Source organism: Stenotrophomonas sp. YJH_SMC_37, assembly GCF_059370035.1.
The window spans coordinates 26,493-42,040 of the sequence record NZ_JCAFTG010000019.1; the positions used below are offsets into that span (position 1 = coordinate 26,493).

The window sequence follows — 15,548 nt, forward strand, 5'->3', positions numbered from 1 at the left end:
CAGCCCCTGTGCGACAGGGCCTGCGGTCTCCCTGCGTGGGCGTAGGGCGTCCCCCGAGGGCAAGCGAGGAGAACACGCAGGAACGCGATGTTGCGTCGCAGAAAATATGAATCAGCGGACGTTACATGCAATTGATCGCTGTTCGATGGGTTTCAGCGACATTTCGCAGCCTGTTATTCTCCCTGACCTGCTCGTGAATCATGGATTCCCTGCATGCTCCCCAGCCTGCCCCTGCTGCTGGCCCTGCCGTTCCTGATGGCAGCGGCTGTTGCGGCCTTCCCCCGTAGTTCGCGCTCGACTGCTGCCTGGCTGGCGGCGCTGGCGCCGTTGGGCGGGCTGGCCATCCTCGGCTGGCTGACCCCGGCGGTGCTCGATGGCCAGGTGGTTCGCACCCTGGTGCCCTGGCTGCCACAGATCGGCCTGGACTTCACCCTGCGCCTGGACGGGCTGGCCTGGATGTTCGCCGGGCTGGTGCTCGGCATCGGCGCGCTGGTGGTGCTGTACGCGCGCTACTACCTGAGCCAGCAGGACAACGCGCACCGCTTCTACTGCTACCTGCTGCTGTTCATGGGCGCCATGCTGGGCATGGTGCTGTCGGGCAACCTGCTGTTGCTGATGATCTTCTGGGAGATGACCAGCATCAGCTCGTTCCTGCTGATCGGCTTCTGGTCGCACCGCCAGGACGCACGCGAAGGCGCGCGCATGGCGTTGGTGATCACCGGCGGCGGCGGCCTGGCCCTGCTCGGTGGCGTGCTGCTGATCGGCCGCATCGTCGGCAGCTTCGACCTGGACGTGGTGCTGGCCGCTGGCGAGCAGATCCGCGCCAGCGCGCTGTACCCGTACGCGCTGTTCCTGGTGCTGGCTGGCATCTTCACCAAGAGCGCGCAGTTCCCGTTCCATTTCTGGCTGCCGCACGCGATGGCCGCGCCCACTCCGGTCTCTGCCTACCTGCACTCGGCCACCATGGTGAAGGCCGGTGTGTTCCTGCTGGCGCGCCTGCATCCAGCGCTGGCCGGCAGCGACCTGTTCTTCTACACGGTCAGCGGCATCGGTGCGATCACCCTGTTGATCGGCGCCTGGAACGCGATCTTCCAGCACGATCTGAAAGGCCTGCTGGCTTACTCGACCATTTCCCATCTGGGCCTGATCACCCTGCTGTTCGGCCTGTCCACGCCGATGGCGGTGGTGGCCGGTGTGTTCCACATCCTCAACCACGCCACCTTCAAGGCCTCGCTGTTCATGGCCGCCGGCATCATCGACCATGAGACCGGCACCCGCGACATGCGCAAGCTGGGCGGCCTGCGCAGGCTGATGCCGTTCACCAGCGCGCTGGCGATCATTGCCTCGCTGGCGATGGCCGGCATCCCGCTGCTCAACGGCTTCCTGTCCAAGGAAATGCTGTTTGCCGAGGCGATCACGGCCGGAGGCCCGGGGATCATGCGCACGGCGGTGTCGATCGCCGCATTGCTGGCTGGCGTGTTCGGCGTGGCCTACAGCCTGCGCTTCGTGCACGACACCTTCTTTGGCCCCGGCCCGCACGACCTGGATCGCGTGCCGCATGAGCCGCCGCGCTGGATGAAGGTACCGGTGGAACTGCTGGTGGTGATCTGCGTGGCAGTAGGCATCGCCCCGGCACTGACCGTGGCGCCGGTGCTGCATGCCGCTGCGGCGTCGATCCTCGGCAGTGCCATGCCCGAGTACAGCCTGGCGGTATGGCACGGCTTCAACCTGCCGCTGGCGATGAGCGCGATCGGCGTGATCGGCGGCGTGGCGCTGTACTTCGGCCTGCGCAAGCTGATCAACCTGCACGCCGTGACCAACATCAGCACTGGCCGCAATGTGTTCCATGCGCAGCTGGATGCCGTGTCCGCACTGGCCATGCGCCTGACCAACGGCATCGCCAATGGCAGCCTGCAGCGCATGCTGCTGGGCCTGGTGCTGGTGGCCATCACCGTGGCCGCCGCGCCCTACATCGTCAACCCGGCCTCGCCGAACTGGACCAAACCGCAGCCGATCCCGCTGCTGGGCTGGGCGCTGTGGCTGGTGATGATGGCCTGCGCCGTTGCCACCCTGCGCATCTACAAGCAGCGCCTGCTGGCGGTGCTGCTGGTCGGCGGCGTCGGCCTGATGGTGGCGCTGACCTTCGTGTTCCTGTCCGCACCCGACCTGGCCCTGACCCAGCTGCTGGTGGAGATGGTCACCCTGGTGCTGATGCTGCTGGGCATGAACTACCTGCCGGCGCAGTCCGGACCGGAACGTCCGCGCTGGCGCAAGCGCCGCGATGCGGTGATCGCGATCATCGCCGGCGCCGGCCTGGGTGCGCTGGCCTATTCGGCGATGACCCTGCCGCCGAACACCATGGCCGGCGAACTGCTCGCCCGTGCCCTGCCCGAGGCCTATGGCCAGAACGTGGTCAACGTGATCCTGGTCGACTTCCGCGGCTTCGATACCTTCGGCGAGATCACCGTGTTCGGCATCGCCGCGCTGGTGGTGCATGCCCTGCTGCGGCGCACGCGGATGGCACCGGAGCAGATCATGCCCGGCCCTCCGATCAAGCTGCCGGTACCAGCCGACCTGGCCCAGATCATGTTCCCGCTGACCCTGACCGTATCGATCTTCCTGTTCCTGCGCGGCCACAACGCGCCGGGCGGTGGCTTCATCGCCGGCCTGGTGCTGGCGGTGCCGCTGCTGATTCAGTACGTGATCCAGGGCACCGCATCGGTGGAGTCGCGCTTCGGCTTCGACTACATCCGCTGCATCGGCATGGGCCTGCTGATCGCCCTGCTCAGCGGCAGTGCCTCGATGCTGTTCGGCGTGCCGTTCCTCACCAGCGGCCACCTCGATCTGCACCTGCCGCTGATCGGCGACGTGCCGCTGGCCAGTGCGATCGGTTTCGACATCGGCGTCTACCTGGTGGTGTTCGGCGGCGCGATGCTGATGCTGTCGATGATGGGCACGATCAAGCCGTCGCGTACCCGCACCGCCCGCAAGGGCGAGATCGACCTGCAACGCCGTTCGGCCCGCACCGGGGAGATGCACTGATGGAACTGGCCCTTGCGACCGCGATCGGCGTGCTGACCGCCATCGGCATCTACCTGCTGCTGCGCGCGCGCAGCTTCGATGTGATTCTCGGCATGACCTTCCTGTCCTACGCCACCAACCTGCTGATCTTCGCCGGTGGCCGCGTGGTGCTGGGCAAGGCGCCGGTGCTGCAGGAGGGCGTGGACAGCCACCTCGGCAACTACACCGATCCGCTGCCACAGGCGCTGGTGCTGACCGCGATCGTGATCGCCTTCGCGATGACCGCAGTGAGCATCGTGCTGGCCATGCGCAGCCGCAGCGACAACCACAGCGACCATGTGGACGCCCACGAGCCCGACGATGACCTGCAGGATGAGCGCGTGCCGCCGCGCCAGGGCGAGGACCGCGCATGAACCACCTGGTGATCCTGCCGATCCTGATTCCCCTGCTGGGTGCTGCACTGTCGCTGTTCGTCGAACACCGTCGCTACGGCCCCAGGGTGCAGCGCGCCGTCGCGTGGACCGCGCTGTCGGCGCTGGCGCTGGCGGTGGGCCTGCTGTTCGCGTCGACCGCGGGCGGTGACATCAATGTCTACCTGCTGGGCGACTGGCCGTCGCGGCTGGGCATCGCGCTGGTGGCCGACCGGCTGTCGGCGTGGATGCTGCTGACCACCCTGCTGCTGGCCATTCCCTGCCTGCTGCACGCCTGCTCGGGCTGGGACCGCCGCGCACCGCACTTCCATGCGCTGTTCCAGTTCCAGCTGGTCGGCCTCAACGGTGCGTTCCTGACCGGCGACATCTTCAACTTGTTCGTGTTCTTCGAGGTGATGCTGATCGCCTCCTACGGCCTGCTGCTCAGCGGTGGCCGCGGCCTGCGCATGCGCATCGGCCTGCACTACGTGGTGTTCAACGTCACCGCCTCGACCCTGTTCCTGATCGCGCTGGGCCTGCTGTACGCCACGCTGGGTTCGCTGAACATGGCCGAGCTGTCGCAGCGCATCGCCGAAATACCGCCGGCGCAGCTGACCCTGGTGAAGGCGACGATGGGCCTGTTGCTGCTGGTGTTCTGCGCCAAGGCCGCGCTGATGCCGCTGTACCTGTGGCTGCCGGAAGCCTATTCGCGTGCGCCAGCAGCGGTGGCTGCGCTGTTCGCGATCATGACCAAGGTCGGCCTGTACTCGGTGCTGCGCATCCAGATGCTGTGGTTCGGCGATGACGCAGGCGCGATGGCCGGCTATGGCCGCGACTGGCTGCTGTGGGCCGGCGTGGCGACGCTGGTGCTCGGTGGCCTGGGTGCACTGGCCGCGACCCGCCTGCGCGTCCTGATCTCGTACCTGGTGATCGTGTCGGCGGCCACGCTGTTCATCGCCTTCTCGGTGGGCACGCCGCAGGTACTCTCAGCGGGCCTGTACTACCTGCCGCACAGCAGCTTCGTCGCCGCCGCGCTGTTCCTGATCGCCGACCTGATCCGCCGTCGTCGCGGCGGTGCCAGCGACCGCAAGGAAGTGGTGGCACCGATGCCGGGCAAGGAAACCCCAGCGGTGCTGTTCCTGATCGGGGCAGTGTCGGTGGCCGGCCTGCCGCCACTGTCCGGCTTCCTGGCCAAGGCCGCGCTGCTGGCCGGCATGCCGGCGCAGTACACCGGGCCGGTCTGGACCGCCGTGCTGGTCAGCAGCCTGCTGGTGATCATGGGCCTGACCCGCGGCGGCATCCGCCTGTTCTGGCGCGTGCCACCGGTCGATCCAGAAGCACCGAAGCCGCGCAAGGCTCCCCTGCGCCGGGTAGAGCTCTACGCCGCCTGCCTGCTGCTGGCCTACGGCATCGGCATGGCCCTGGCCGCTGCACCGTTGATGCGCTACACCGACGCCACCGCCGCACAGCTGCTGCATCCCAGCGAGTACGTGCAGCAGCTGCGCGCGACCACGCCGGAGATCCGCCAGCCATGACTGCCCAGCACTCCCTGTTCCGTCGCCTGATTCCCTCGCCGATGCTCAGCATCATGGTGGTGGCGTTCTGGCTGCTGATGTCCGACAGCTTCACCCTCGGCCAGATCGTGCTGGGGCTGGTGCTGGGCGTGGTGGTGCCGCTGTTCGCCGCGCGCCTGGACCGCGAGTTCGCGCGCATCGGCACCCTGCGGCCGCTGCCCAGACTGGTGTGCGTGACCCTGTGGGACATCCTGATGTCCAACATCCGCGTCGCCCTGCAGGTGCTGGGCCCGGAAAAGAACATCCACCCGGGCTTCATCTGGCTGCCGCTGGACATCGCCAACATCCACGGCATCGCCGCGCTGACCAGCATGATCACCCTGACCCCGGGCACGGTCTCGGCCGCGCTCAGCGACGACCGCAAGTTCCTGCTGGTGCATGTGCTGCACCTGGAGGATCCACAGGACCTGATCGATACGATCAAGCGCCGTTACGAGGCGCCGTTGATGGAGATCTTCCCATGACCGGTTTTGAAGTCATCCAGACCACCCTGGTGGTGTGCATGCACGTGGTCGGCCTGGCCATGCTGCTGGCCACCTGGCGCCTGCTGCGCGGGCCGACCGTGCCCGACCGCATCCTCGCACTGGACACCCTGTCGGTGACCGCGATCGCCGAGCTGATGCTGTTCGGCATGTACCTCAATTCACCGATCTACTTCGAGGCGGCGTTGATCATCGCCATGCTCGGCTTCGGCAGCACCGTGGTGCTGAGCAAGTTCGTGCTGCGCCGGGACATCGTCGAATGATCACTGCCATCCAGATCGGCCTGTCGATCCTGCTGCTGTTCGGCTGCTTCTTCATCCTGGTGGGCGCACTGGGCCTGGTGAAGCTGTCGACCTTCTTCAAGCGCCTGCACGCGCCGACCAAGGCCAGCACGCTGGGCGTGGGCTGCGTGTTGGTGTGCTCGGTCTGCTACCACATCTTCCTCGGCCAGGACCCGCAGCCGCGCGAGCTGCTGATCACCGTGTTCCTGTTCATCACCGCACCGATCAGCGCGCACATGATGGCCAAGGCCGCGCTGTCGCTGCTGATGGAGACCCGCCCCACCCTGCCGGGCAACGAACGTGCCGCCGAGGAGCAGCTGCCACCGCCGGAGCCGGTGCGGGAAGAAGAAACCACGCAGAACCGGTAGAACCGGCCGCTGGCCGGCAATGTGACGCCCCGTAGGTGCCGACCGCTGGTCGGCACGAACAGCAGCCGAGCATGGGCTCGGCTCTACAGCGCCGGTGCGCCGACCAGCAGCAGTTCCAGCACGAACCAGCCGACAAACGCGACCAGCAGGATCACACCTTCGCCGCGGCTGATCTTCAGGTCGCCACGCAGCATCGGGTACAGCACCAGCGCGAACGCCAGCAGCGCCGGCAGTTCCAGGCGCACGAACGAGGCCGGCAGCGCCAGCGGCTGCAGCACGGCCATCGCACCGATCACCAGGAGCAGGTTGACCACGCTGGAACCCAGCACGTGGCCCAGCACCATGTCGCCATGCCCGCGACGCGCGGCGGCGATGGCGGTGGCCACTTCCGGCAGTGCGGTACCGATCGCCACCGGCAGCAGGCCGACCAGCAGCGGCGTCCAACCCAGGGCGACGCCAAAGTCGGCGGCGGCGCCCACCACCAGGCGCGCGCCCCAGTACAGCGTCAACGCGGCAATCAGCACGCGCAGCACGTTCAACGGCAGGCTGGTGCGGCTCAGTGCGGACTCGGCGATGGCCACCTGCACCTCCGCGCTCTCGCTGCGACCACGGCGCAGCAGCAGCACCTGCACCACGATGAAGCCGGCCAGCAGTATGCCGCCCTCCCAACGTGCCAGGCCGCCATCAAGCCCGAACAGGATCAGCAGCACACCTGCCGCCAGCAGCGACCACCACAGCACCGTCTGCAGGCGCGCGCGCAGCAGCAGGGGCGCAGCCATGGCCGCCACGGCCAGGGTCAGGCCCAGGTTGGTGATGCTGCTGCCGACCGCATTGCCCAGCGCCAGTTCTGGCTGGCCCACCGCCAGCGCGCGCGCGTTGACTGCCAGCTCCGGCAACGAGGTGGCCACCCCGAGCAGCAGCAGCCCGGCAGTGAATGGGCTGGCCCCGAAACGCTGGGCCAGGCCGGACACGGCCTTGACGATGGAGTCCCCGCCCAGCGCCAGCAGCAGCAGGCCGAGCAGGAACCAGGCAATGGCAATGGCGATCATCGAGCACTCCCCCAGCGGTGGTGGCGCGATTCTACGCGTGGCCCGAGCGCATGGCTCGGCGGTGGATCAAGGATCAGCCACAGCCTTCGGCGTAATCGACCTGTGGGGTCTTGCCGACGCGCCAGGCACTGACCCGACCATCAGCGCCGAGCGCGAAGTCGATGACCGCACCACCCTCCTGCGCCGGGCGCACGCGCAGGTGCTGGGCCTTCTCGTCGTACTTGTCAGGGCCGACATCGGCCCGCTCCGGGTACAGCACCTGCAGCTCACCCAGGGTCATGCCGACCTTGCCGCCGCCTGGTGCGGTGATGGCGGCGCTGCGCACGTCGTAGCGCACCAGCTTGCGGCCTTCGATCATCAGGCGCGGCTCTTCGGCATCCTGCGGGCGCAGGAAGTAGCAGCCGTCGTTGCTGTCGTCAGCCGGCAGCGGCTTGCCGGCCGCATCGGCGCCCAGACCCTGCAGCGGCGTGCCGAAGCCACTGCGGACCTCGGCGATGCCGGCGCCCAGCGCGGCGCCGCCGAAGCCATCCAGGCGCGCGGGACTGTCCTCGCGAAGGTCGTTGGCGGGGCGGGTTGCCAGATCAGGATCGGCCGACTGCGCTGGCCCGGTCGCCGAGGCGGTTTCGGCCGGGGTGTCGCTGCCGCTACCGGCCGCCCCCTGCTTGTCGGGGCCCGCACCGCAGGCGGCGAGCGAAAGGAGCAACAGACCAGCAATCGGGAGGTGCTTCATCGGTGCGGTTCCCTGGCACGAAGATGGCTGCACGCTAACCCATCCGGTGTGCAGGCGCTGCATTGTCATCGCGGTTTCATCGCCCTCGTTCAGGCTCGGCGAGCACCGATCTGGCCGTCCCTTCCATGCAACCGCGCAAGACCGATCTCGCCCGAACCGCGCTGCAGGCCCACCGCGCGCCGCTGGACATGCGCCAGCGCCGGCTGCTGATCCTGTGCGACGGCCAGCGTACCGTCGCCGACCTGACCGGTCTGCTTGGACAGGATGCGCCGGCGATGGTCATCCAGCTGGTGCAGGCGGGCTATCTGGCGACCGGCACGGCAACGGCGGCGGCACCCCCTCACGCCGCTGCCGAACCGGCCAATGCGGCGCTGGTGAAGGTGCCAACGAACGCCAGCGCCACGCCGGTCGAACGTCGCCGTTCGCTGGTGGCAGCGCGCATCTACCTGCTGGGTATCCTGGAAATGCAGCGGCATCCGCAGGCAGCGGCACTGTTCCGCGATCTGCAGCAGGCGCGTGCGGAGGATGAGGTGCTGCAGCGGCTGCAGTCGGCGATGCAGCTGCTGCCCGCGCTGACTTCGGATGGCTATTGCCAGCGCGTGCGCCAGCGCCTGCTGGAGGCGTTGCCGCGGGAGCATTGCGACGCCTTCGCCGAGGTGGCGTAAGCGCAGGTTCCGGCGCATCGTGCCGACCAACGGTCGGCACCCACCACGCTAGCGGGACGACCGGAAATTGTTGCGCAGGCCGTTCCAGCACTGCTGGTAGTCGCCCTGACGGTGGCCGGCGGCCAGTGCCTGTGCGGTCGGGCGGATCACCGCGCGGGTCTCGAACATGAAGGCCATCGTGTCCTTGATCACATCGGCCTTCGACAGATCCGCATTGGAGGCCTTGTCGAAGGTCGGCGCATCCGGGCCGTGGCCGCTCATGCAGTTGTGCAGCGATGCGCCACCCGGCACGAAGCCTTCGGCCTTGGCGTCGTAGGCGCCATGCACCAGGCCCATGAACTCGCTGGCGATGTTGCGGTGGAACCACGGCGGACGGAAGGTGTTCTGCGCCACCAGCCAGCGCGGCGGGAAGATCGCGAAGTCCATGTTGCTGGTGCCCGGGGTGTCGCTGGGCGAATGCAGCACCAGGAAGATCGACGGATCCGGGTGGTCGTAGCTGATCGAACCGATGGTGTTGAAGCGACGCAGGTCGTAGCGGTACGGCGCGTAATTGCCGTGCCAGGCCACCACGTCCAGCGGTGAATGGTCGATCGGTGCACGCCACAGGCGGCCTTCGAACTTGGCGATCAGTTCGAAGTCGCCATCCACATCCTCGAACGCCGCATGCGGGGTTTCGAAGTCGCGCGGATTGGCCAGGCCGTTGGATCCGATCGGGCCGAGGTCGGGCAGCTTCAGCAGCGCACCGTAGTTCTCGCAGATGTAGCCACGGCTCGGGCCATCGGGCAGTTCAACGCGGAAGCGCACGCCGCGCGGGATCACCGCGATCTGCTGCGGCTCGATCTCGATCACGCCCAGCTCGGTCAGCAGGCGCAGCGCGCCCAGCTGCGGCACGATCAGCAGCTCGCCGTCGGCGTCGTAGAAGTAGCGGCCGACCATGTCGCGGTTGGCAGCGTATAGGTGGATGCCCACGCCGGCATGCGCATCGGGCGAGCCGTTGCCACCCATCGTGTACAGGCCTTCGACAAAATCTGTCGGCAGCTCCGGCAGCGGCAGCGGGCTCCAGCGCAGCTGGTTCGGCGAGGCCGGCTGAGCGCCGAAATCACACTGCAGCTGCGACTGCGCGAAGGGGGTGAACTCGCCATGGGCCACCGCCGGGCGGATCCGGTACAGCCAGCTGCGGCGGTTGCTGCCGCGCGGCGCGGTGAAGGCGGTGCCGGTCAACTGTTCGGCGTACAGGCCGTGGGCCACCTTCTGCGGTGAGTTCTGTCCGACCGGCAGCGCGCCGGCGACGGCCTCGGTGGCGAATTCGTTGCCGAAGCCGGACTGGTAGCCGCGGGCGGTGATGGCGGGGGACATGGGAACTCCAGAGATTGCCGGCCAGCGGCCGGCACTACCATTCGGACAGGCAATGTCGACCGGAAGCCGACATTGCCTGCAGACCTTACAGCACGCCGCGGCGGATCTGGTCGCGCTCGATGCTCTCGAACAGCGCGGTGAAGTTGCCTTCGCCGAAGCCTTCGTTGCCCTTGCGCTGGATGATCTCGAAGAAGATCGGGCCGATGCAGTTCTGGGTGAAGATCTGCAGCAGCTTGCGCTGGTGGGTTTCCGGATCGGCATCGATCAGGATCTTGTTCTTGGCCAGGCGCGGCACGTCTTCACCGTGGTTCGGCACGCGCTGGTCGATCACCTCGAAGTAGGTCTCCGGCGTATCCAGGAAGTCCACGCCCTGCGCGCGCATTGCTTCGACGGTCTCGTAGATGTTCTCGGTGAAGCAGGCGATGTGCTGGATGCCCTCGCCCTTGTACGCGTCCAGGTACTCGTTGATCTGGCTCTTCGGGTCCGAAGATTCGTTCAGCGGAATGCGCACGATGCCATCGGGCGCGGTCATCGCCTTGGACACCAGGCCGGTCTTCAGGCCCTTGATGTCGAAGTAGCGGATCTCGCGGAAGTTGAACAGGCGCTCGTAGTAATCCGACCACTGCTGCATGTTGCCGAAGTACAGGTTGTGGGTCAGGTGGTCGATGAAGGTCAGGCCGAAGCCCACCGGGTGCAGGTCGGCGCCGGCGATCGGCTCGTAGTCGCCGTCGTAGATGCTGCCGGCCGCGCCGTAGCGGTCGACCAGGTACAGCATGCAATCGCCGATGCCCTTGATGACCGGGGCGCTGACCGCCTTGCTGTCCGCCTTGAAGGCGATGGCTTCGGCACCGTTGCCCAGCGCGGTCTGGTAGACCTCCTGGCCCGGCTTCTTGAAGCGGATGGCGAAGCCACAGGCGCACGGGCCGTGCTTTTCGGCGAAGTCCGACGCGAACGAATCGGGGTCTTCATTGACCAGGAAGTTGACGTCGCCCTGGCGATAGACGGTAATCGGACGCTGCTTGTGCTTGAGCACCGCGCTGAAGCCCATCTTCCGGAAGTACTCGTGCAGCTCCTGGCCACGGCCGGCCGGGGCGGCGAATTCGACGAACTCGAAGCCGTCGATGCCCATCGGGTTCTCGAAGGTGGTGACCTGCATGCCGGGGTTGGGATGCGAGGCGGTCGGGACTGCGGTATTCATGGCGTGGCTCCGAATCGGTACCGCATCGGTACAAACCAGGTGCGGGCAGGTAGGGACCCGGCGAGAATGCAGGGTCTGGACCCACCCCTTATAGTTACACTTGAAACCACCAGCAAGGTGCACCGCAACATGAGCCCCGCCGATCCCGTTTCGACCCGCCTGCGTGCCTCGCACGTCCTGCTCGACCTGGAACAGTTCCTGCCGTATCGGCTGAGCGTGCTGTCCAACCGGGTCAGCGGCAACATCGCCAAGCTGTACGGCGATCGTTACGGTCTGGCGATCCCCGAGTGGCGGGTGATCACCATCCTGGCGCTGTACCCGGGCTCCTCGGCCAGCGAGGTCTCCGACCGCACGGCGATGGACAAGGTGGCGGTCAGCCGCGCCGTGGCCCGCCTGCTGGAGCGCGGCTTCATCAAGCGCGAGACGCATGGCGACGACCGCCGCCGCTCGGTACTGGCGCTGTCGGCCGCCGGTTTCGAGGTGTACGAGACCATCGCGCCGATGGTGATCGAGATCACCCGCAAGCTGATGTCGGTGCTGAGCGAGGAGGAAGAGCAGGTGCTGGAAAAGCTGATCCTGCGCCTGGCCGGCGAAGGCCTGGAGCGGATGGGCGAAGGGGTCTGAAAGAAAAAGGGGACGGAGGGGATTAAGTCGTTTCAGGCACACCTGTGCTCATTACGACTTAATCCCCTCCGTCCCCTTTTTTCAGCTCAGGTGCTTGCGCCGTGCGTGGATCCACGGCACGGCCAGTGCTGCGATGGCGCCGCCGGCGAAGCCCAGCGAGGCGGCAACCGTGGCGGCTTCGACGGCCCCGGGCAGCGCCAGCGCCGCAGCCACCAGCAGCAGCGACGGCAGGCCGACGAAGGTGCCCAGGAAGAAATGCCAGCGCGGTGACCATGTATTGAGCTGCAGCAGGCTGACCGGTTGCCAGGCGTCGGACGCGGCATCCTCGGCGATCTTCGCCACTACCTTGCCCAGATCCACTTCCGGCAGCGCGCGCCCCGGGCGGACGGTCGCCAGCAGTTCGGCCACGGCCTCCACCGGTGGGAAGCTCGACGGCCACGCCACCGGGGCCGGCACGCCGTAAGCGGTCAGCAGCGGCACGCTCAGCCACGGCGCCACCAGCGGGCGCATGCGGCGGCGGCCATGCACGCACCAGATCTGCGGCTGTCCATGCGCGGTGACGTTGTACAGCGCCAGTTCGTTGGCGGGCGGATAACCCAGCATGGTCACCCGCGCCGCCAGACTGTCCTGGCCCATCGCACGCAGGAAGCCCGGGCGGCTGCGCCCTTCCTGCATCCACGCCAGGCCCAGCGCACCCACCAGGTACGCCTCCGCCACGTCCTTGCTGCCCGCCGTGGCGCGCTCGTCACTGGCCAGGTACCACGCCAACGACTTCGGCTCGGTGACATCCTCCAGGCCCCATCGGCTGTCATCCCCCAGCACGTGCCGCACCGGCAGACGGGCAGGCGCGGTTTCGCCACGCTCCCCGGTCTGCAGGAACGGCAGCACGCCCTGGATGAAGGTGGACAGCTCGATCGCGCGCGCGCCATGGCCCTGCCATTCCGGCGGCAGCAGCCCGGCCAGCTGGCCCTCGGCCGCCAGCGCATCAAGCCGCGCCTTCTGCTCGACCAGCTTCTGTACCGCGCCCTTCAGCACCACGTTGTCGGGCAACGCGATCTGCGGCAGGCGGTGGCGGGGCGGGGCCAGTTCGACGGTGTCCTCGCCGGTGCCGGCGTCGTCCAACAGGGATTCCTGCGCCGGCAAAGTCACGCCCTCGCCTGCCCCACCCTCGGCCAGGTGGCTGGCAGGTTCGGGCAATCGTTCGGCGTGGTCGCTGTGCATGGGCGTTCCGGTAGGTTGCGTCGACGGGGCGTCGACTGAAGTCCTTGCCGGTAACGGCGCGTGCGTGGCGATATTGAGATGCCGATTCCGGGAATGTGACCGCAACCACAGTAGATCCACGCCATGCGTGGATGCACTTCTGTGCCGACCAACGGTCGGCACCCACCGGGGATGGCGGTCAGCGGTCGGCACCCACCGGGGATGGCGGTCAGCGGTCGGCACCCACCGGGGTAGGCGGTCAGCGGTCGGCACCCACCAGAGCATGCCGGCCAACGGCCGGCACTACCCTATTCCGGTTTGTCAGGTGCCCACTGCTTGAGGAACGCGCTCACCCGCGCAGGCTGGAAGGCTTCGCCCCTGCGCAGTTCGCCGGTGGCCTGCGAGACCAGCAGGCTGCCATCGGCGTCCAGTACCAGCAGGTGCGGGTAGTCGCGCTCCATCACCGGGAACTGGGCGAAGAAGGCGGTGTTGGGCTGTTCGTCGCTGGCGTTGACCTTCACCCACACGTAGTGGGCGTCGCGGAAGCGGCGCAGGTCGCCGTTGCCCTCGACCATTTCGTCCAGCGCCCGGCAGCGATCGCAGGCGGCGTTGCCGATCTCGAGCAGGATGCGCTTCTTGCCGCGCTGGGCTTCCACCTTGGCGGTGGCCAGGTCATCGGCGGGGTCGCGCGCCGGGTCGAACTGCGCGCCGAGCCCGGCGATGGCGGCAATGTCCGCCGCCACCGGGGTGTTGCCCGAGGCCACCGGTTCGCTGGGGTCAGCGACCGGTGGCTCGGTGGGCCGGGTATCCAGGGGCTGCGTGGGCTCGGCGGTGGCAGGCGGTTGCGGTTGGGAACAGGCGCCGATCAGCGCCGCACAGACCACCACCATTGCACCACCGAGCTTGCTGCGCATGCCTTCTACCCTCGCTTCATTACTTGACGCCGTGCATCAGCTTGTTGATCAGCGGGGCGATCAGGAACAGCACCACGCCGGAGCCGATCAGGGCCCAGAACCCGAAGGTATACCCCTTCAGGGCCGACTCGACCGTCATGCCGCCTTCACCACTGACCACACCAGCGAAGATGCCCGACAGGTTGTTGCCGATGCCGGTGGACAGGAACCAGCCGCCCATGCCGAAGCCGACCAAGCGCACCGGGGCCAGCTTGGTCACCATCGACAGGCCGATAGGCGACAGGCACAGCTCGCCCACCGACTGGATGACGTAGACCATGAACAGGGTCCAGAACGGGATCTTGCCGTCCACCACCATCTGCGACAGGGCGAACATCAGCAGCGCGAAGGCGGCGCCGTTGAACAGCAGGCCCAGGCCGAACTTGCGCGGGATGGACGGATTGGCGCGGCCCATCGCCACCCAGATCCAGGCGATGACCGGGGCCAGGGTGATGATCGCCACCGAGTTGACCGATTGGAACCACGCGGTCGGGAAGGTCCAGCTGCCGAACTGGCGGTTGACGATGTTCTCGGCCAGGAAGGTGAACGAGCTGCCGGCCTGCTCGAAGAACATCCAGAACATCACGTTGAAGGCGAAGATGATCAGCATGGCGATCACGCGGTCGCGCTGCACCTTGCCTTCGCGGATGCCCTCGACCAGCAGCAGTACGGCCAGCGCGGTGAACATCGCGCCCAGGATCCAGGCCAGCGCGGTGGCGCCGGTGGCCAGCAGGAAGTAAGCGACCGGGATGGCGACCACGGCACCGGCCAGCACCATGATGATGCGGCCGAAACCTTCCGCGCCGGCCGGCGGTGCGCCGATGCCCTTCAGGCCGGCACGACCGATGTAGAACCACACCAGCGAGATCAGCATGCCTACGCCCGAGGCGATGAACACGACCTTGTAGGACGGCATCGCATCGGTACCGAACACCTTGCGGGCCAGGTACTCGGTCAGCACCGGGGCGATCATCGCGCCGATGTTGATGCCCATGTAGAAGATGGTGAAGCCCGAATCGCGGCGCTCGTCCTTCAGGCCGTACAACTTGCCGACCATGGTCGAGATGTTGGGCTTGAACAGGCCGTTGCCGACGATGATCGTGGCCAGGCCGAGCTTGAAGATGTGCTCCTGCGGCAGCGAGATCATGAACAGGCCGGCGGCCATGATGATCGCGCCGGTCAGGATCGAGCGCTGGTAGCCCAGTACCCGGTCGGCCACGTAGCCGCCGAAGATGGCCGCGGCGTACACCAGGGCCAGGTAGGCGCCATAGATGCGGCTGGCGTCGCCTTCACCGGCAGCGCTGCCGTTGTAGAACTGGGCAACGATGTACAGCACCAACGCCCAGCGGATGCCGTAGAACGCAAAGCGTTCCCAGAACTCGGTCATGAACAGCATCCACAACGGGCGCGGGTGGCCCAGCGTGGTCTTGAAGTCCGGCAGTGCCGGCTCTGGGGTGTTCGCAGTGGCGTTTACGCTCATGCGGATTTCCTGGTTCGGTGGATGACGAGCACGTCCGCTGTGCAGTTGGAGCAACGCGCGAGGATCACCGACTTCTGGCGTTCACGTCAAATACACGCCGTTTGAGGCAGGTGGCAGCCTGCTCCCTGAACTTGCATCTGAAACGATCCAGCCGCGG

General features: G+C 67.3%; 15 protein-coding genes. 8 read left to right on the forward strand and 7 right to left on the reverse strand.

The features are described 5' to 3' along the window. Positions 1 to 213: 213 nt before the first annotated feature. Genes AC5P8J_RS19015 through AC5P8J_RS19040 form a run of 6 tightly spaced genes read left to right on the forward strand, consistent with a single transcriptional unit; the run spans position 214 to position 6,136 of the window. Positions 214 to 3,042 carry a monovalent cation/H+ antiporter subunit A gene (locus AC5P8J_RS19015; protein ID WP_495217041.1) on the forward strand — a complete coding sequence of 943 codons (2,829 nt, stop codon included), beginning with the start codon at positions 214 to 216 and terminating at the stop codon, positions 3,040 to 3,042. Then, positions 3,042 to 3,434, forward strand: coding sequence for a Na+/H+ antiporter subunit C (locus AC5P8J_RS19020; RefSeq protein ID WP_005419863.1), 393 nt, complete (start codon positions 3,042 to 3,044; stop codon positions 3,432 to 3,434). Before AC5P8J_RS19015 ends, AC5P8J_RS19020 begins: the two co-directional genes overlap by 1 nt. Next, the gene (locus AC5P8J_RS19025; protein WP_495217042.1) at positions 3,431 to 4,966 is read left to right on the forward strand and encodes a monovalent cation/H+ antiporter subunit D; all 1,536 of its coding nucleotides are present in this window, start codon (positions 3,431 to 3,433) and stop codon (positions 4,964 to 4,966) included. The genes AC5P8J_RS19020 and AC5P8J_RS19025 overlap by 4 nt, the downstream gene beginning before the upstream one ends. Then, positions 4,963 to 5,469 (forward strand): Na+/H+ antiporter subunit E, encoded by a 507-nt coding sequence (locus tag AC5P8J_RS19030; protein WP_021202662.1) that lies wholly within the window; start codon positions 4,963 to 4,965, stop codon positions 5,467 to 5,469. Before AC5P8J_RS19025 ends, AC5P8J_RS19030 begins: the two co-directional genes overlap by 4 nt. Beyond that, on the forward strand, positions 5,466 to 5,750 hold the full coding sequence (locus tag AC5P8J_RS19035) for a K+/H+ antiporter subunit F (protein ID WP_005411334.1): 285 nt from the start codon (positions 5,466 to 5,468) through the stop codon (positions 5,748 to 5,750). The genes AC5P8J_RS19030 and AC5P8J_RS19035 overlap by 4 nt, the downstream gene beginning before the upstream one ends. After that, complete coding sequence (locus AC5P8J_RS19040; RefSeq protein WP_012481450.1) at positions 5,747 to 6,136, forward strand: Na+/H+ antiporter subunit G; 390 nt, start codon at positions 5,747 to 5,749, stop codon at positions 6,134 to 6,136. The genes AC5P8J_RS19035 and AC5P8J_RS19040 overlap by 4 nt, the downstream gene beginning before the upstream one ends. Before the next feature lie 83 nt (positions 6,137 to 6,219). On the opposite strand, the gene AC5P8J_RS19045 is transcribed toward AC5P8J_RS19040, so the two are convergent. Both AC5P8J_RS19045 and AC5P8J_RS19050 read right to left on the reverse strand, forming a co-directional pair. After that, positions 6,220 to 7,185 (reverse strand): sodium:calcium antiporter, encoded by a 966-nt coding sequence (locus AC5P8J_RS19045; protein ID WP_021202661.1) that lies wholly within the window; start codon positions 7,183 to 7,185, stop codon positions 6,220 to 6,222. A 73-nt stretch (positions 7,186 to 7,258) separates the two neighbouring features. Continuing rightward, a complete protein-coding gene (locus AC5P8J_RS19050) occupies positions 7,259 to 7,915 on the reverse strand; it encodes a hypothetical protein (protein WP_180876467.1) in 657 nt (218 codons plus the stop codon). A 125-nt stretch (positions 7,916 to 8,040) separates the two neighbouring features. On the opposite strand from AC5P8J_RS19050, the gene AC5P8J_RS19055 reads away from it, so the two are divergent. After that, complete coding sequence (locus AC5P8J_RS19055) at positions 8,041 to 8,580, forward strand: hypothetical protein (RefSeq protein ID WP_111099321.1); 540 nt, start codon at positions 8,041 to 8,043, stop codon at positions 8,578 to 8,580. Positions 8,581 to 8,628: 48 nt separating this feature from the next. Here AC5P8J_RS19055 and hmgA read toward each other — a convergent pair whose 3' ends face one another. After that, complete coding sequence (gene hmgA / locus AC5P8J_RS19060; protein ID WP_111099322.1) at positions 8,629 to 9,936, reverse strand: homogentisate 1,2-dioxygenase; 1,308 nt, start codon at positions 9,934 to 9,936, stop codon at positions 8,629 to 8,631. Between the two features lie 85 nt (positions 9,937 to 10,021). Continuing rightward, positions 10,022 to 11,134, reverse strand: coding sequence for a 4-hydroxyphenylpyruvate dioxygenase (gene hppD, locus AC5P8J_RS19065; protein WP_495217043.1), 1,113 nt, complete (start codon positions 11,132 to 11,134; stop codon positions 10,022 to 10,024). A gap of 129 nt (positions 11,135 to 11,263) precedes the next feature. Between hppD and AC5P8J_RS19070 the strand changes: the two genes are divergently transcribed. Beyond that, positions 11,264 to 11,758: a MarR family winged helix-turn-helix transcriptional regulator gene (locus AC5P8J_RS19070; protein WP_014648685.1), complete on the forward strand. Its 495-nt coding sequence runs from the start codon at positions 11,264 to 11,266 to the stop codon at positions 11,756 to 11,758. 81 nt (positions 11,759 to 11,839) lie between these two features. Here AC5P8J_RS19070 and AC5P8J_RS19075 read toward each other — a convergent pair whose 3' ends face one another. The 3 genes from AC5P8J_RS19075 to AC5P8J_RS19085 form a co-directional block, all read right to left on the reverse strand. Next, positions 11,840 to 12,979 carry a hypothetical protein gene (locus AC5P8J_RS19075; protein ID WP_495217045.1) on the reverse strand — a complete coding sequence of 380 codons (1,140 nt, stop codon included), beginning with the start codon at positions 12,977 to 12,979 and terminating at the stop codon, positions 11,840 to 11,842. 287 nt (positions 12,980 to 13,266) lie between these two features. After that, positions 13,267 to 13,872, reverse strand: a complete 606-nt coding sequence (locus tag AC5P8J_RS19080; protein WP_069138720.1) for a thioredoxin family protein — start codon at positions 13,870 to 13,872, stop codon at positions 13,267 to 13,269. 19 nt (positions 13,873 to 13,891) lie between these two features. Next, the gene (locus AC5P8J_RS19085; protein WP_005419890.1) at positions 13,892 to 15,391 is read right to left on the reverse strand and encodes a peptide MFS transporter; all 1,500 of its coding nucleotides are present in this window, start codon (positions 15,389 to 15,391) and stop codon (positions 13,892 to 13,894) included. Between the last annotated feature and the right edge of the window lie 157 nt (positions 15,392 to 15,548).

What these genes read in the sequence shown, in the direction of transcription:
- AC5P8J_RS19015 (WP_495217041.1), top strand. Translation starts at nt 214, where the DNA reads ATGCTCCCCAGCCTGCCCCTGCTGCTGGCCCTGCCGTTCCTGATGGCA.
- AC5P8J_RS19020 (WP_005419863.1), top strand. Translation starts at nt 3,042, where the DNA reads ATGGAACTGGCCCTTGCGACCGCGATCGGCGTGCTGACCGCCATCGGC.
- AC5P8J_RS19025 (WP_495217042.1), top strand. Translation starts at nt 3,431, where the DNA reads ATGAACCACCTGGTGATCCTGCCGATCCTGATTCCCCTGCTGGGTGCT.
- AC5P8J_RS19030 (WP_021202662.1), top strand. Translation starts at nt 4,963, where the DNA reads ATGACTGCCCAGCACTCCCTGTTCCGTCGCCTGATTCCCTCGCCGATG.
- AC5P8J_RS19035 (WP_005411334.1), top strand. Translation starts at nt 5,466, where the DNA reads ATGACCGGTTTTGAAGTCATCCAGACCACCCTGGTGGTGTGCATGCAC.
- AC5P8J_RS19040 (WP_012481450.1), top strand. Translation starts at nt 5,747, where the DNA reads ATGATCACTGCCATCCAGATCGGCCTGTCGATCCTGCTGCTGTTCGGC.
- AC5P8J_RS19045 (WP_021202661.1), bottom strand. Translation starts at nt 7,185, where the DNA reads ATGATCGCCATTGCCATTGCCTGGTTCCTGCTCGGCCTGCTGCTGCTG.
- AC5P8J_RS19050 (WP_180876467.1), bottom strand. Translation starts at nt 7,915, where the DNA reads ATGAAGCACCTCCCGATTGCTGGTCTGTTGCTCCTTTCGCTCGCCGCC.
- AC5P8J_RS19055 (WP_111099321.1), top strand. Translation starts at nt 8,041, where the DNA reads ATGCAACCGCGCAAGACCGATCTCGCCCGAACCGCGCTGCAGGCCCAC.
- hmgA (WP_111099322.1), bottom strand. Translation starts at nt 9,936, where the DNA reads ATGTCCCCCGCCATCACCGCCCGCGGCTACCAGTCCGGCTTCGGCAAC.
- hppD (WP_495217043.1), bottom strand. Translation starts at nt 11,134, where the DNA reads ATGAATACCGCAGTCCCGACCGCCTCGCATCCCAACCCCGGCATGCAG.
- AC5P8J_RS19070 (WP_014648685.1), top strand. Translation starts at nt 11,264, where the DNA reads ATGAGCCCCGCCGATCCCGTTTCGACCCGCCTGCGTGCCTCGCACGTC.
- AC5P8J_RS19075 (WP_495217045.1), bottom strand. Translation starts at nt 12,979, where the DNA reads ATGCACAGCGACCACGCCGAACGATTGCCCGAACCTGCCAGCCACCTG.
- AC5P8J_RS19080 (WP_069138720.1), bottom strand. Translation starts at nt 13,872, where the DNA reads ATGCGCAGCAAGCTCGGTGGTGCAATGGTGGTGGTCTGTGCGGCGCTG.
- AC5P8J_RS19085 (WP_005419890.1), bottom strand. Translation starts at nt 15,391, where the DNA reads ATGAGCGTAAACGCCACTGCGAACACCCCAGAGCCGGCACTGCCGGAC.